This window comes from Paenibacillus sp. MB22_1 (assembly GCF_047200555.1).
Lineage (GTDB): Bacteria > Bacillota > Bacilli > Paenibacillales > Paenibacillaceae > Fontibacillus > Fontibacillus phoenicis.
Genome location: NZ_JBLADV010000001.1, coordinates 2,296,505 through 2,310,946, shown reverse-complemented (window position 1 = coordinate 2,310,946; position 14,442 = coordinate 2,296,505). Strand labels below are relative to the sequence as shown.

The following is a 14,442-nucleotide window of genomic DNA, read 5'->3' as shown; positions in this document are numbered from 1 at the left end:
CTATACAAAGACGGCCGGAAGTTGTCAATTTAGTTGACAAATTAACGGAAAAGGAGTATATTAACAATAGTCAACTTAGTTGACAAAATAGAGGGGCGGGATCACGGCCATGTTTGATAAGGGGGATTTGATCAGTTATTCGGTGCATGGCGTTTGCCGCATCGACGAGGTTTGCGTAAAATCGCTGGCCGGTGTTTCCAAGACTTATTATGAACTGCATCCGCTGAGCAATGAGACCTTAAAAATCAGCATTCCGGTCGATAGGGCGCCCTTGCAATTGCAGAAATTGATGGGGCCGGAGGAAGCGATGGCGTTAATCGACTCTTTTATGGCACCGGGCATTCCATGGATCGATAACAATCATGAACGGCATCACAATTACAGTGCGATTGTCAAGACAGGCGACCGGGAGGGAATCGCGAAGGTTGCCAATACGTTGATGCGCAGGAAACAATGGTCTGAGCAAAATCATAAGAAACTCGGCAATCAAGACAACCAGCTGTTATTGGGCATACAGAACACTTCATTTAACGAAATGGCCATCGTGTTAAAGACCACATACGATGACGTTTTGCAGGCTGTCCAGGAGAAGGTTGCCGTGAATCAGTCATAAACGGGTTCTTTATACGAGTTATACGAGGAAAGAGAGGTGCAGCTGCACCTCTCTTTTTGGGCTTATTGATAACATTGATTTCTAAACCTTTAGCATGCCGCGGAACCCTCTGGCGCCATAATAGGATTCCGCCCCGTTATGGTACACAAAGACTGTGTCGTAACGGCGGTCGCAGAAGAGGGCGCCGCCAAGCTTACGGATGGAAGCAGGGGTTTGCACCCAACTGGAGGTCTTCAAATCAAATTTCCCCAGCTTCTGCAGTTCCCGGTATTGCTCTTCCGTTAACAGCTCAATTCCCATAGCAGCCGCCATGTTCATCGCGCTGTCTTCCGGCTTATGCTGCTTTCTCGATTCCAGGGCTTCATGGTCGTAACAGACGCTTCTGCGGCCCTTGGGCGATTCCGCCGAACAATCTACGAATAAGATTTGATCGGTTTGCTCATCGTATCCAATAACGTCCGGCTCGCCGCCGGTCCGTTCCATTTCATGGAGCGACCACAGTTTATCGGGCTGCGCCTCCAGCTTCGCTTGGACCTGAGCCCATGCCAACTCGGGATGGCGATTCATGTTTGCCTCAAAACGCTTGCTTAAAACCTGGAGCAATTCTTCACTTTGTTCCGGTGCTAAAACCTTGAGTTCTTTGTTCATCATGAGCAACCTCCTCAAAACTTGTTGATTTTCACCTCTACAGTTCTTCCGTGCTTAGCGTAAAACCTTCAATCACCGCGTCCTCATCAACCTCAATCAGAATGCAGCGTTTGCCGTGATAATTGACTTGCTTCAGGTACTTTAGATCTTGAGGGCTGACCGAGATCGTGGCTACCTTCGTTTCGATCTTGATCGATTTCGAAGTAAACTTCGGCACGACGCTGCTTGCTTTGATCTCATAGTTTTTGTCGTCAACAACCGTTTGGTACGCCAGCTCCACCTTTTCCGTCGTAACGTTCTCCACGCCGCTGGCTGTCAGCACGCGCTCCACATCCCTATAATCCAGCTTCGGCGGTTCTTCCTCCTCGTGGGTTTCAATCACCTGCTGAATTTCTTCGTATACGCTCGCAATCGTGGAGGCGTCAAGCTGATCTCCGGCAATTTCCTTGACGATGTCCTCAAAGATCGCTCTCTCTTCCAGCGCGGTTACCGTCTTCTCGGCGTTTAGGACCTGATCGATAAAATGCTGATTTGGATCATTCGCTTTGCCCGCGCAATAGAGTACCCGATTCACATCAGAGAAGCCGTCCGTAATGCTGGGATAGAAGAAGCCTTGCTCCGGCGAGCGCAGCTTGATGATTGGATCAACGATCACGTTGTACTTGAACTCGCGTTCGACATAGTCGAACATAAGCGTTTTTCGCTGCGGTTCGGTTGAATTGATGCTGCACAAAATAAACGGATTCGCAAACATCTCATCAGTTTCGCTTTCCTCGGCTTCCTCATTGCGCTCCTTGGTGGGCTTGTAATATTGCCCGCGGACGAAGGTGATTACCGTATCCCGTTCATACGTCGTATCCTCCAGCATTTTCTCTACCAGCAGAAGCATCAAATCATGCCATTCGTCGGCATCACCGGTCACGAGAGCTTGATGCAGCAGCTCCTGCGAAGGCTTGTCCGTTTCCGGGTGATCCTGGAACTTTAGCTCGAACAGCTTCTGATCCAATTCTCCGGACAGCAGTCTTTTGAAATTGCCCATATGCAATTCCTGCTTTTCTCTCTCCAACAGCTCAAACGGTGTACGCTCAAAATGATAGATTTCGTTCGTTTCCTTCATAATATAGACGTTCAGAATGTCGTAAATACTTAGTCTTTCATGATCCAGTTTGAATTGCTTGCGGATATAAGCGAGTTCCTTCTTGATCAAGATAATTCCCCTTTGCAAAAATTCAATATTTGCATTGTACTATAATGCTCGTCACCTGTCATGATACGTAAAAAATGAAAAAGACCCAAACCGTTAATGAAGTGCACCCCTTAGAATAGACATTGGAAAACCCCCCTGGTTATTCCGATGAATTCTAGGGGGTGCATTTTTTATGGCAATCAAAGGACAACGATTTAAATCATACTCTGAGGAACTGAAGTTGGAGGCGATACGTCTTTATTTGGAGGCAAAATGGACGTATCGGCAGATTAATGAGCACTTAGGGATTCAAGATAAGGATCGGATGAAACGCTGGATGCGAAAATATCGCGAACAGGGGGAGTTTGGTCTACTCGACCAAAGGGGGAGACGAAAGGAATATGTGGATCAGGACCGCTATACGAAGCAGTTACAACGGGAGAATGAAATGCTAAAAAAGTGTTTGGAAATCTGGAAACAGGAGGTAAAGAACAAAGGTATGCATCCATTCGGAAAGCCTCACAAGGGTACAACATCAGCAGCTTGTGCAAGTTGTTTGGTGTCTCCAGAAGTGGATACTACGCTTATTTGAAACGTCAATTGAAGATGATTGATCGGGATCACGATGCAAAAGCCTTAATCCAAGCCGTATATAATCGCTATCGTGGTATCTACGGCTATCGACAAATTCAACTCTTCCTACTGCAAGACGAGGAGGTGTGGATGAATCATAAAAAGGTTCTTCGTTTAATGCAACAATTAGGGCTACGTTCACACATTCGACGTAAGCACCGTTTTAACTATGCTTCGAATGTAGGCAGCCGCGTCGCTGAGAATACGCTGCAACATCAATTTAAGGCGGATGCCCCTAACCAGAAATGGGTAAGACTTATTTAATAATGAAATCGTAGCGTATCACACGAGTCTACGTAATGATAATCAGCTTGTACTTCAAACCTTTGAGAAGGCCTTGAATCAAACGAAAGACGTGACGGGATTGATCGTTCACAGCGATCAAGGATTCCAGTACACGCCTCACGCCTACCACGACATGCTGCTGAAGGTTGGCACCCGAATCAGCATGTCTAGACGAGGCAATTGTCATGACAACGCCTCTATGGAGAGCTTCTTCTCGCATCTCAAAACAGAAGGGCTCTATCCCTATCATATCCGAACTCTAGACGAGACACAAAGGCGAATTGAAGAATATATTGAGTTTTACAACAACAAACGACCACAAAGAAAACTAAACAAGCTGACGCCGAGTGAGTTTCGACGCCAGCTCGTAGCCTAGGGGCTTTTTCCAATGTCCACTAAACGGGGGCTTGACCAAAAAGCAAAGGCGGCTTAATTTTTTCTTCTCTTCAATCAATTCATTGCTGGAAATTCCGAGTATCTCGTATGCCTGTTGTACCATATCACGATCTTTATCGAATATTGGATTCGACAGGTCGTAGATTCCGCTTTTGGCTGTGACATGATGGAGGCTTTAAACCATAGGATGGAAGCTTGTCATACTCTCCTTCCCGATGTACCATCAAACTTCGATTAATTCAAAACATTTAGATGGAGGAGATGTATTCATGCAACAATTCGGTCCAGAATGGTTAAAACCGGCTTTTGATCATAGGTTTAATGAATTGGTGAGGCAAGCGGGTATGCAGCGGGAGATTGATCAATTACAAAACAGGCATCGAGAACTTGAGAATTTACTAAAAAGTGAGTTATCACAAGCCCAGTATGAGTTATATCTTGAGATGGAAGAGATCATCAATTATCGCAATACTCTCATAATACAGCAGTTATACTTTGCTGGACTAAAGGATGGGGTTCAGTTGTTGAGAGAGTTACTATAGTCTGCCATAAGGCAATTTGATAAAAGATCGTTTTGATATTGGATTTTCCTTATCAATACGATCTTTATTTTGGATTCTTCGATTGATGTTGGACTCTGACATTCAAGTTGAGTATCGGTTACGACAGCAATAGCCAGTCCTCTCTGTTATTCCAGAGAGGGGTTGGCGACAGCAAAATCCTTCCGACCATCTGTTAAAGATGTCGTTCCGCTGCGGATTGTTATTCCTTATCATCAACCTCGCCATATTCATTTTCAACTAGTTTGATCATCTCTGAAGGCGTAGTGTTAAGAGCCTTCGACAATGCAAATATCGTTGTAAGGGTCGGTTGATAAATACTTCTTTCCAACATTGAAATGTATGTCCGGTCAAGGTCACTCCTGAAGGCAAGTTCCTCTTGGGACATCTTTTTGGTAACTCTCAAGGACTTAAGAACTTTGGCGAATGATGAAGCGATATCTGAAGTTCAGTCGATTTATGAAAAGATACACCAAAATTCCAGTCAACTTTCAAATCAAGTTATCCGTCATATTGTTATGCCGAAAATTCAAGAAATTTGTTTCAATAATAACCTTTCAAACGTCATATTGGACTTAAGCAAGAAAGATCATTACACTTATCGACATTGTATCGGTGTTGCAATCCTCTCCTACTTAATTGGTAAATGGTTGGGGCTGAAAGAAGAGGAACTGAATGACCTCGCCGTAGCGGGGTTGCTTCATGACCTTGGAAAGACCAAGATCCCTGATTCGATCTTGAAAAAACCAGGCAAACTCAGTGTGGAAGAGTATTCTGAAATGAAACGCCATACTCACTTTGGGTATGAAATGGTTAGCAATCTTCCAGGCATGTCGGAACAACAAGCATTGGTTGCCCTTCAGCATCATGAACGGGAAGATGGCAGCGGCTATCCTTTCGGGGTCAGCGGTGATAAGATCACTTACTTCAGCAAAATTGTAGCCGTTGCCGATGTGTTCCATACGATGGTTTCAGAGCGGGTGTATAAGAAGCCAGTTCCCTTATACCAAGTGTTTCAAGAAATCTATCAACGTGCATTCGGATTATTCGATCCGATCATTGTTCAATGTTTTATTACCAACGTAATGAACAGAATGATCGGGGATTCAGTTCTCTTATCAGATGGTCAAGTGGCTCGCATAGTTATGCTGCATCCAGATGACTTGATCAATCCGCTGGTTGAGTTTCAAGGGCAATTTTATGATCTGCGGCATTCTAAAAATAAAATCTTGGGCTTTACCAGCAACCAGTAACGACGAGGTTGGGAAAATTCTGATATTTCGGGTGCATTAAAGGAACTCTTTAAACATGCGAATATTGCGCTGTATAAAGAGAAGCGGAAACGGGCAAAGGCATTGAACGGAAAAAGACTCGGCATTGAAAAACAGTAATTGAGATGAGAGGTATGTACAACCTATGTAATAGGGGCTGTAAAATAAACTGTGTAAACTCTCCAACCAATCTATTAAACTAGGAGAAAGGTTGGATGGAAAGTATGAACATAGTGGCCCCAAAGTTCAGCAGAGATCAAGTGAAGGCCTTCATTAAAGACAACGATTTTCCAGATTAGCAAGGTGACTTTAACAGGTGATTTGCCGGTGGCCCACTAACCATTGCACGTCCATAGCTTCGCGTGTTATACGAGATCAGAAGTGTCTCAACCAGCTTAATCATGGTTTGCGCAATAGTGGGTGAACAGTTTGTGTAACGGGCTTGTTCGCCCCAATTCTTGATCGTTCTCTCCCGACTACAGCTATCATAAATCAAAAAGAGGCTAACCAGATTAAGCTGGCTAACCTCATAATACGAAAATTCTTGACAGACTCCGAAAATGTCCATTACCCTGAGCATTTTCTACGCTCTCAACAATTTGAATTATCTTGTTGAAGTTACCAGCCTAACCCCGATGATGTTTTTAAAGGGTTAGGCTGCTTTTCGTTTTGACAACTGGTTTAGGCGCCCCATTATTTGTCAATACGATGTGTTGACACTACACACTCCACATGACTCGTCTGCGGAAACATATCCACCGGCTGCACCCATTCCAGCGCATATCCGCCGTCCAGCAGCGCTTTGCAATCCTTTGCCAGGGTGGACGGGTTGCAGGAGACGTAGACGAAGCGCTTCGGTTTCGTCTTTAGCACCGCTTCGAGGAAGCGGGGATCCAGCCCGGTGCGCGGCGGGTCAGCGACGATGACGTCCGGGGCGAATCCGGACTTGACCCAGCGGGGGAGTAACTCCTCGGCGTAACCGGTGTAAAACTGAGCGTTATCCCGGCCGTTCCGGGCTGCATTCGCTTTGGCGTCCTCGACGGCTTCGGGGATCGATTCGATGCCGCGAACCTCCTTCGCGTAAGGTGCTAGCCACAGGCCGATCGTGCCGGTGCCGCAGTAGGCATCAACGACGGTTTCTTTACCCGTCAGACCCGCAGCTGCACGCACGGATTCATACAGCTTGACCGTTTGCAGCGGGTTCAGCTGGAAGAAGGCGCGGGGCGATAGCGTGAATTCCAGATCACCCAGCGATTCCTGAATGCTGTCTGCGCCCCACAAGATCTCTGTCCGGTTGCCAAATACGAGCGAGGTGTTCTTCGGATTCACGTTCATTGCGATGCTGGTCAGCTCGGGCATCGCCAGTCGCAGCTCCTTGACCAGCTGCTCCCGGCGCGGCAGCTTGTCGTTGGCGGTGACTAGCGTGACTTGCAGCTGCCCGGATTGGAAGCCAACGCGGACGACAATCGTACGGACCAGCCCTTGGTTGCTTTTTTCCTTATATACTGGAATACCTAGTCGTTGAAGCACGTCCCGGGTCTTGTCCACCACCTCGTTCACCTTCGGGTGTTGAATGGGACAACCGGTAATATCGATCAGCTTATGGGAGTCGGCCGCATACAAGCCGGCGATCATGCCCTCTTGGGACATGCCTAATTGCAGCTGCGCCTTGTTACGGTAGCCCCAAGGGTGATCCATGCCCAGCATCGGCTTCAACCGCACGTCCTGCAGGCCGGCGTAACGCGCAAACGCCTCCCGGATGATCTCCTCTTTGCCGGCTAACTGTCCCTCGTAGGACAGATGCTGGATCTGGCAGCCGCCGCAGATGCCGAACACCGGGCATGGCGCCTCCAACCGATGCGGAGAGCGCTTCTCGATCTTTCGAATCACGGCAGCGATATATTTAGGCTCCACGCGGGTAACCTCTGCATGTATGACCTCACCGGGAATACCGCCTTCGACGAACACGGCTTTCCGCCGATAATAGCCGACGCCTTCGCCGTTAATGCCCAGCCGCTTGATCGTCACGACGATCCGGTCGCCGGTACGTACCTCATCGGCCTGTTCCCGCTTGGCGATCGGCGGCTTGGGCCGCGATTGCGTTTTGTTGCCCGGGCGGTTGCCGGAATAGTTACGTTCTTTCATGAATCCTGATTCTCCATCCTGTTAGGTTTGTACTAGACTCAATATACCATGGGAATCCAAGGGATACCATGACCTGCATCGACGAAGGGTTATAGCAGCTGCAATAACAGAAAAACCAGAAACCGGTGCCAGCAAGCGAGAGGTTGATCCAACCAAAGATTTTGGCGTATTTCTGTTCCTTTTGCTTCTGCTGAACCTTATAAATCGTTTGATCCACCAGAAGCAAGACAAGTCCGGAAAAGAGTGAGATGGAAGCGGTAAAAGCAAACACGTGATTCATCACATGCACCTGATTCATGACATGCACCTCCTAATTCGCTTTTAAGCCGGTTCGACGGATCGAAACACTGAGTTTCACGGATCCCGGGATGTTCGCATACATCTGTCCCCAGTCGCTTTTCTGGTGAATGTGCTAGGATATAACAGAACAAGGGTTTCCCGAACCCCGTAGATCCCAATCGTGGAGAGCACGAGCAACAAGTACAAGCTGGCGCTGACGGCGATGCCCAGCATGACCGACTTCAAGCCAATTTAAGAGATGAACTGATTTCATCGACATCATGATAACAAACAAGAAGGGGAAGATGACAAACGGCCAATAAATCAGGTGAACATAGGCAAATTGAAGCGCATGAATAATCGTCAATGGTTTGAAAAAACTGGTCGAACAGCGCCGGGACAATCAGCGCATCCCAACTGTTCGAGGAAGAAGACGAAGGTGATGGTTTTGAAGGATGCTTCTTCTTATACGCTTCGTATTTGGATTTCCAATCCAGCATATCTGCCGCCTCCGGACGAATTGTAGGATTATTAGAGAGTGTTGGACTTTTTGGAAAAGTTTATGTAGCGTTTGCGGCGGTTGCCCAATTCTCCAAACCCCGGTAAACTAAAAAAGTGCATAAAGCCGGTCTGTCCCGAAAATCCGGGAGGACGACGGCCGATTGGGAAGTTAGGAGAAATCAAGCGAAATGAGCACGGAAGCACTTACGATGGAACATGCGCAGCAGCTGCTGCAGAAATATTACGGATATCCCGATTTCCGCGAAGGGCAGCGGAGAATCGTCGAGAGCGTATTGTCCGGCGCGGATACGCTGGGCATTATGCCGACGGGCGGAGGCAAATCGATCTGTTACCAGATCCCGGCTCTGATGTTGCCGGGTCTGACGCTGGTTGTGTCCCCGTTGATCTCGTTGATGAAGGATCAGGTCGATGCGCTCACGGCGATGGGCATCTCCGCCGCCTACATCAACAGCACGCTGTCGGGCAAGGAAGTGAACGACCGCATCCGGGCGGCGCGCCGCGGTGAGCTGAAGCTGCTCTATGTTGCGCCGGAGCGGCTGGAGCTGGACTGGTTCCGCGAGGAAATGAGCGGTCTATCGATCTCCTGCGTCGCCGTCGACGAAGCGCACTGCGTCTCGCAGTGGGGCCATGACTTCCGGACAAGCTATCTGGCGGTCTCCCCGTTTGTGGAATCGCTGCCGCAACGGCCGATCCTCGCAGCCTTTACAGCCACGGCCACTCCGGAGGTCATGGACGACATGGTCCGTCTGCTGCGCCTTGCGAATCCGGCCGTGTTCGTCACCGGCCTCGGTCGGGATAACCTGGCGATGTCGGTGCTGCGCGGTGAGAACAAGCGCGAATTCGTCCTGAATTACGCGACGACCCATGCGCATCAGCCCGGGATCGTCTACGCCGCAACCCGCAAGGAGGTTGACGACCTGTACGAGCGCCTGCGCCGCGCCGGCATCCCTGCCGGCCGCTACCATGCCGGCTTGTCCGACAAGGAGCGGGAGGAGAGCCAGGAGGCTTTTCTCTATGACGACATTCGCGTGATGGTGGCGACCAACGCCTTTGGGATGGGGATCGACAAATCGAACGTCCGTTACGTGATCCACTACAATATGCCGAAGAACATGGAGGCTTATGTTCAGGAAGCGGGCCGGGCTGGCCGGGACGGCGAGCCCAGCGAATGTATCCTGCTGTTTAGTCCGCAGGACATCATGACGCAGAAATTCCTGATCGAGCAAAACCCGCAGGATGGAGAACGCAAACGCAACGAGTACCGCAAGCTGCAGCAGATGGTTGAATATTGCTACCAGACGAGCTGCCTGCGCTGGGCAATGCTGGATTATTTCGGTGAGGCTCACGACCGCACGCCTTGCGGTGTTTGCAGCTCCTGCCGGGACGAACGGGAGCTCGTCGACATGACGCGCGACGCGCAGATCGTCTTCTCCTGTATCCACCGGATGCGGGAGCGGTTTGGCGTCTCGCTGGTCGCTTCGGTGCTCAAAGGTTCGCAGAACAAAAAGGTGCTGCAGTACGGCTTTAATCAGTTGCCTACCTATGGCATGCTGCGCACGCGCACCGAGAAGGAAATTTCTGAACTGATCAATGTGTTTATTGCGGAAGGGTATTTAGCCTTGTCCGAAGGGCAATACCCGGTCGTAAGGCTGCAACCGTTGGCGGTTGAGGTGCTGAAGAGCCGCCATCAGGTGATGCTCCGTGCGCCGGAGACTGCCGCCGCGTCCTCATCGTCATCTAGCTCGCGGCGCCGCAAGTATGATGAAGGGCCGTCCGCCGTCAACGAGACGGTGTTCGAGCAGCTGCGCTTGATCCGCCGCGATTTGGCCGAGAAGGAGCGGGTGCCTTCCTATATTATTTTCAACGATGCGACGCTGCGCGAGATGAGTGTGGTCTGTCCGACCAGCGAAGCGGATATGCTGAGAATCAAGGGCGTCGGCGAAGTGAAGTACCGTAAGTACGGAAAGCCGTTTCTGGAGTTTTTTCAAAATATGGAGTAGGGTTGTGAGCATGTGAAAGTCATATTGGCAACGCTGAACGCAAAATTTATTCATACCTCGCTGGCGATCCGGCTGCTCAAAGCCTACAGCGGCAACGAGTTTGACATCGATCTGGCCGAATATACGATCAAGGACCCGGTGATGAATATCGTGTCGGATCTGTTTAAGTGGAAGCCGGATGTCATCGGGTTCTCCTGCTATATCTGGAATATCGAAGAGACGATTCGAGTGGTGGCCCTGCTGAAGAAAGTGCTGCCGGAAGTGAAGATTGTACTGGGCGGCCCCGAGGTTAGCTACGACACGAAATACTGGATGGAGCGCATCCCGGAGGTGGATTTTATCGTCATGGGGGACGGTGAGGAGACATTCCACCATTTGCTGCAGGAACTGTCCGGGGAGCAGAAGTTCCACTTCGTGTTTGGCGCGGCCTATCGCAAAGGAGAAGAGGTCGTACTGAATCCGTCTCGGCCAAAATCCGATCTGAACACGCTGCCGTCGCCGCATCGTTTTCCCGAGGATATTCCGAATCTCGGCAAACGGATCGTGTATTTCGAGACCAGCCGCGGTTGCCCGTTCAGCTGCCAGTTTTGCCTCTCAAGTATTGAGGTGGGCGTGCGGTATTACGATATCGAACGGGTGAAGTCGGACATCCTGTACCTCATCGAGCATGGCGCGAAGATCATTAAATTTCTGGACCGCACGTTTAACATTAACCGCAATTACGCGATGGAGATGTTCGAATTTCTGATCAACAACCACCAGGGTTGCGTGTTCCAGTTCGAAATCACGGCGGACATCATGCGGCCGGAGGTGCTGGACTATTTGGCGGAGAACGCGCCGCCCGGCATCTTCCGCTTCGAGATTGGCGTGCAGTCGACAAACGATCCAACCAACGAGCTGGTGAAACGCCGCCAGAACTTTACGAAGCTGACCCGGACCGTCACCAAAATCAAGGAAAGCGGCAAAATCGCCCAGCATCTGGATTTGATCGCCGGATTGCCGGAAGAGGACTATGCCACGTTCCGCAAAACGTTTAACGACGTGTTTGCTTTGCGTCCCGAGGAGCTGCAGCTTGGCTTCCTGAAGATGCTGCGCGGAACCGGGCTGCGGAATGACGCGGAGAAATACAACTACGTGTTTATGGACCATGCGCCTTATGAAATCCTGAGCAATAACGTGCTGCCGTTTGAGGACGTAATCCGGTTGAAGCGGCTGGAGGACGTGCTGGAGAAGTATTGGAATGCGCACCGCATGGATCACACCGTGGAGTATCTGGTCACTCACGAGTTCGATTCGCCGTTTGACTTCTTCCAGGAGTTTGGCGACTATTGGGAGGAACAAGGCTGGCAGCGGATCGGTCATCAGCTGGAGGACCTGTTCACTCGGCTTCACGCGTTCCTAAGCGGACGCACTTTGAAAGAGCCGGAGGTCGTGCTTGGTCTAATGAAGCTTGATTATCTGCTCGGACACAAGTATAAGCCGCGGAAAATCTGGTGGGAGGACCGGGTGGACAAAGACCGGCGCAGCTCGTATTTCCGGGCGTTGGCCGAAGCGCCGGCTGCCTTGTCGGAGCAATTTGCGGCATACGGCCTGGATGAACGCGGGCTGCAGAAGTATGCCTGCATCGAAGAACTGCCTTTTGCGCTGGGCGATGTACTGCGAGCGGAAGGGTCAGAAGCGCCAGCAAGCCCGGCGAACGCAGGGGATGAGCCGCAAGGCACGCTGCTTGTTGTCCTCTACCAGCAGGAAGCAGACGAGCGGCCGGTGTATTTCCACGCCCCTTTAAGCGCTTGGTCCCTGGAGCATTGCACCCTGGTCAAGTGAGGAGAGCAATAACGAAAAAGCGAGCCTGCAAACCGGCTTCCTCTTCCCGAGGAGCCGGTTCAGCAGGCTCGCTTTATTTGTTTATTCTGCGTTCGCTGCTTCGGGCGGCAGATGCCACTCCAGCCAATTCAACACATCCGACATCACTTCGTCGCGGTTGATTTCATTCAGCATTTCATGACGGCCGCCGGGATACAGCCGCACCTCAACGTCCTTGAGGCCCAGCTGATGGTACAGTCCGGCGAGACGCCGGACGCCGGCGCCGTTTTGGCCGACCGGATCGAGGTCGCCGCCAAAGATATAAACCGGCTTATCCTTAGGGATGGAGCGCATCTTCTCCGGGCGGTGAATCTCCTGCAGCAGGCCAAAGAAGCCGTAAAAGAAGCCGGCGCTGCACAAGAAGCCGCAGTGCGGGTCGGCGATGTATTTATCCACCTCGGCCTCGTCCCGGGAGAGCCAGTCGAAGGGCGTCCGCGCCGGGAGGAAGTTACGGTTAAAGCTCCCGAAGGTCACCGCGTTCATCAGCAGGCTGGGATGGGTCTCGCCTTGCAGCAGGCTTTGTAAGCGGGCGAGGCTTCGCCCCAGGCCCAGCAGCCCCCGGGGACCATCTGTTCCCGAGAGAATAAATCCAGTATAAGGCTCCGGGGCTAGGTACATGACCTTCTGCGTCAGAAAGGAGCCCATGCTATGGCCGAGCAGAAACAAGGGGAGATCGGGATGCTCCTGACGGATAATCTTCGTAAGCTGAATCATATCCTTCGCCATGCCGGTAAAGCCTTGTTTGCCCGGCCAGCCTAATTCCTCTGGACTTCCAGCCGTGCGCCCGTGCCCGCGGTGATCGTTCGCGTAGACGATAAAGCCGTGGGCGGTCAGCAACCGGGCCAGGCGCTCATAGCGCTTGGCCGTTTCCGCCATGCCGTGGGCGATTTGCAGCACACCGCGCGGCGGGTCGGCGGAATCAGCGGCGATCCAACGATACACGAAGACCCCATGACTTGTGTCATTGTCGAACGTAAACGTATGCTCTTTCAAGCGTAGCCCTTCTTTCCACGGAATTATGGGAAGACCTCAAGCGAGAAACGCAGGCTGGAAAAATTCGATACGTTCGCCGTCCGGTCCGTTAAAGAAGAAGAATCGGCTGCCGTTCGGCAGACTGCGGATTTCCGGGTCGAGACCGGATAAGCCTAATTTGGAAATCCGGGCATATTCCTCTTCGATATCACTAGCGGTAAAGGCAATATGATGCACCTTGCCCTCATTCGGCAACTCTTCTCCTTCGGGGAGATTAATCAGCTCGACCTCAACGGATTCCTGGCCCGGAAAGGTTAGGAAAGCCAGACGCAGCGGGTCTCCCACCTCACCGATCGTGGATAACAGCTTCATGCCGATAATCCGTTCATAAAACTCGATGGAATCCTCCAGAGCCGAGACGCGAATTCCAATATGCTCGATTTTGCGAATGCCCATACCGATGACCCCCAGTTCAATTCGAATTGGTTGATTTCTTTTCAATCGCGATCAAATACGGGGCAGCCGGCCTTTGCGGCTGCCGGTACAGGATCGCCTGTCCGGCGGAAGCGGGCAGTGCAGCCGCCCAGGCTTCCACCGCCGCCGCTTCGGCGTCGCCGCCGGGATGGCCGGGGTAGAGGACGGCCGTCAAGATCCCGCGCGGCCGCAGCAGGGCCAGAGCGGCCTCCAGGGCGGGCAGCGTGCTGTCCGGCTGCGTGATCAGCGCCGGGTCAGCGCCCTCGGCTGGCAAATAGCCGAGGTTGAACATCACGGCGCCGAGCCGCCCGTGCACGTCCGCGGGCAGCACGGCCGCCATGTCCGCGTGGCTCGCCTGAAGCAAGGTGACGCCGGCGATGGAATCCGCCGGCTCCTTGTCCAGCCGAGCCTTCGTTAGGGCCAGCGCCTGCGGCTGGATATCGAAGGCGAACACTCGCCCCTTCGGACCGCAGGCTTTGGCCAGGAACAGCGTGTCCGCGCCGGTTCCCGCCGTGGCGTCGACGGCCGCGTCGCCGAGCCTCAGCCGTTCGCCGGCCAGTTTATGCGCGAAGCTTAATACGGAGAGGAAGCCCAT

General features: G+C 51.6%; 17 protein-coding genes. 8 read left to right on the top strand and 9 right to left on the bottom strand.

The features are described from left to right. The first annotated feature begins 109 nt into the window (after positions 1-109). Entirely contained in the window at positions 110-613 is a 504-nt protein-coding gene (locus tag ACL02P_RS10910; protein ID WP_009226099.1) for a CarD family transcriptional regulator, read from the top strand. Positions 614-694: 81 nt separating this feature from the next. Here ACL02P_RS10910 and ACL02P_RS10905 read toward each other — a convergent pair whose 3' ends face one another. After that, positions 695-1,264 carry a DUF4256 domain-containing protein gene (locus tag ACL02P_RS10905; RefSeq protein ID WP_009226100.1) on the bottom strand — a complete coding sequence of 190 codons (570 nt, stop codon included), beginning with the start codon at positions 1,262-1,264 and terminating at the stop codon, positions 695-697. 34 nt (positions 1,265-1,298) lie between these two features. After that, positions 1,299-2,468: a DUF4317 domain-containing protein gene (locus ACL02P_RS10900; RefSeq protein ID WP_036645972.1), complete on the bottom strand. Its 1,170-nt coding sequence runs from the start codon at positions 2,466-2,468 to the stop codon at positions 1,299-1,301. 172 nt (positions 2,469-2,640) lie between these two features. On the opposite strand from ACL02P_RS10900, the gene ACL02P_RS10895 reads away from it, so the two are divergent. From ACL02P_RS10895 to ACL02P_RS10880, 4 genes are all read left to right on the top strand, one after another. Continuing rightward, on the top strand, positions 2,641-3,039 hold the full coding sequence (locus tag ACL02P_RS10895) for a transposase (protein WP_339301788.1): 399 nt from the start codon (positions 2,641-2,643) through the stop codon (positions 3,037-3,039). Beyond that, positions 3,036-3,344, top strand: a complete 309-nt coding sequence (locus tag ACL02P_RS10890) for an IS3 family transposase (RefSeq protein ID WP_412837238.1) — start codon at positions 3,036-3,038, stop codon at positions 3,342-3,344. The genes ACL02P_RS10895 and ACL02P_RS10890 overlap by 4 nt, the downstream gene beginning before the upstream one ends. A 7-nt stretch (positions 3,345-3,351) precedes the next feature. Continuing rightward, positions 3,352-3,741, top strand: a complete 390-nt coding sequence (locus ACL02P_RS10885) for a transposase (protein ID WP_412837335.1) — start codon at positions 3,352-3,354, stop codon at positions 3,739-3,741. A 289-nt stretch (positions 3,742-4,030) separates the two neighbouring features. After that, positions 4,031-4,303, top strand: coding sequence for a hypothetical protein (locus ACL02P_RS10880; RefSeq protein WP_009226103.1), 273 nt, complete (start codon positions 4,031-4,033; stop codon positions 4,301-4,303). A 220-nt stretch (positions 4,304-4,523) separates the two neighbouring features. Here the strand turns inward: ACL02P_RS10880 and ACL02P_RS10875 are convergent, their stop codons facing one another. Then, positions 4,524-4,709 (bottom strand): helix-turn-helix domain-containing protein, encoded by a 186-nt coding sequence (locus ACL02P_RS10875; RefSeq protein WP_050769797.1) that lies wholly within the window; start codon positions 4,707-4,709, stop codon positions 4,524-4,526. Positions 4,710-4,740: 31 nt separating this feature from the next. On the opposite strand from ACL02P_RS10875, the gene ACL02P_RS10870 reads away from it, so the two are divergent. Beyond that, positions 4,741-5,574 (top strand): HD-GYP domain-containing protein, encoded by an 834-nt coding sequence (locus tag ACL02P_RS10870; protein WP_232282332.1) that lies wholly within the window; start codon positions 4,741-4,743, stop codon positions 5,572-5,574. A gap of 711 nt (positions 5,575-6,285) precedes the next feature. Here ACL02P_RS10870 and rlmD read toward each other — a convergent pair. The 3 genes from rlmD to ACL02P_RS10855 form a co-directional block, all read right to left on the bottom strand. Beyond that, positions 6,286-7,737, bottom strand: coding sequence for a 23S rRNA (uracil(1939)-C(5))-methyltransferase RlmD (gene rlmD, locus ACL02P_RS10865; RefSeq protein WP_339301793.1), 1,452 nt, complete (start codon positions 7,735-7,737; stop codon positions 6,286-6,288). Then, a complete protein-coding gene (locus tag ACL02P_RS10860; protein WP_412837237.1) occupies positions 7,724-8,035 on the bottom strand; it encodes a CLC_0170 family protein in 312 nt (103 codons plus the stop codon). Before ACL02P_RS10860 ends, rlmD begins: the two co-directional genes overlap by 14 nt. A gap of 223 nt (positions 8,036-8,258) precedes the next feature. Continuing rightward, positions 8,259-8,516 carry a hypothetical protein gene (locus tag ACL02P_RS10855; protein WP_412837236.1) on the bottom strand — a complete coding sequence of 86 codons (258 nt, stop codon included), beginning with the start codon at positions 8,514-8,516 and terminating at the stop codon, positions 8,259-8,261. A gap of 189 nt (positions 8,517-8,705) precedes the next feature. Here ACL02P_RS10855 and recQ point away from each other — a divergent pair, with 189 nt between their 5' ends. Both recQ and ACL02P_RS10845 read left to right on the top strand, forming a co-directional pair. Next, positions 8,706-10,538: a DNA helicase RecQ gene (gene recQ, locus ACL02P_RS10850; protein WP_009226108.1), complete on the top strand. Its 1,833-nt coding sequence runs from the start codon at positions 8,706-8,708 to the stop codon at positions 10,536-10,538. A 12-nt stretch (positions 10,539-10,550) separates the two neighbouring features. Next, the gene (locus ACL02P_RS10845; protein ID WP_412837235.1) at positions 10,551-12,362 is read left to right on the top strand and encodes a B12-binding domain-containing radical SAM protein; all 1,812 of its coding nucleotides are present in this window, start codon (positions 10,551-10,553) and stop codon (positions 12,360-12,362) included. Between the two features lie 81 nt (positions 12,363-12,443). Here ACL02P_RS10845 and ACL02P_RS10840 read toward each other — a convergent pair whose 3' ends face one another. Genes ACL02P_RS10840 through ACL02P_RS10830 form a run of 3 tightly spaced genes read right to left on the bottom strand, consistent with a single transcriptional unit; the run spans position 12,444 to position 14,442 of the window. Beyond that, the gene (locus tag ACL02P_RS10840) at positions 12,444-13,394 is read right to left on the bottom strand and encodes an alpha/beta hydrolase (RefSeq protein WP_260069814.1); all 951 of its coding nucleotides are present in this window, start codon (positions 13,392-13,394) and stop codon (positions 12,444-12,446) included. 36 nt (positions 13,395-13,430) lie between these two features. Continuing rightward, entirely contained in the window at positions 13,431-13,829 is a 399-nt protein-coding gene (locus tag ACL02P_RS10835) for a VOC family protein (RefSeq protein WP_260069813.1), read from the bottom strand. A 16-nt stretch (positions 13,830-13,845) separates the two neighbouring features. Beyond that, positions 13,846-14,442, bottom strand: a complete 597-nt coding sequence (locus tag ACL02P_RS10830; protein ID WP_323076088.1) for a tRNA (mnm(5)s(2)U34)-methyltransferase — start codon at positions 14,440-14,442, stop codon at positions 13,846-13,848.

Excerpts from the sequence above, each read along its gene's own strand:
- ACL02P_RS10910 (WP_009226099.1), top strand. The coding sequence starts at position 110 with ATGTTTGATAAGGGGGATTTGATCAGTTATTCGGTGCATGGCGTTTGC.
- ACL02P_RS10905 (WP_009226100.1), bottom strand. The coding sequence starts at position 1,264 with ATGATGAACAAAGAACTCAAGGTTTTAGCACCGGAACAAAGTGAAGAA.
- ACL02P_RS10895 (WP_339301788.1), top strand. The coding sequence starts at position 2,641 with ATGGCAATCAAAGGACAACGATTTAAATCATACTCTGAGGAACTGAAG.
- ACL02P_RS10880 (WP_009226103.1), top strand. The coding sequence starts at position 4,031 with ATGCAACAATTCGGTCCAGAATGGTTAAAACCGGCTTTTGATCATAGG.
- ACL02P_RS10875 (WP_050769797.1), bottom strand. The coding sequence starts at position 4,709 with ATGTCCCAAGAGGAACTTGCCTTCAGGAGTGACCTTGACCGGACATAC.
- rlmD (WP_339301793.1), bottom strand. The coding sequence starts at position 7,737 with ATGAAAGAACGTAACTATTCCGGCAACCGCCCGGGCAACAAAACGCAA.
- ACL02P_RS10860 (WP_412837237.1), bottom strand. The coding sequence starts at position 8,035 with ATGAATCAGGTGCATGTGATGAATCACGTGTTTGCTTTTACCGCTTCC.
- ACL02P_RS10855 (WP_412837236.1), bottom strand. The coding sequence starts at position 8,516 with ATGCTGGATTGGAAATCCAAATACGAAGCGTATAAGAAGAAGCATCCT.
- recQ (WP_009226108.1), top strand. The coding sequence starts at position 8,706 with ATGAGCACGGAAGCACTTACGATGGAACATGCGCAGCAGCTGCTGCAG.
- ACL02P_RS10835 (WP_260069813.1), bottom strand. The coding sequence starts at position 13,829 with ATGGGCATTCGCAAAATCGAGCATATTGGAATTCGCGTCTCGGCTCTG.
- ACL02P_RS10830 (WP_323076088.1), bottom strand. The coding sequence starts at position 14,442 with ATGGGCTTCCTCTCCGTATTAAGCTTCGCGCATAAACTGGCCGGCGAA.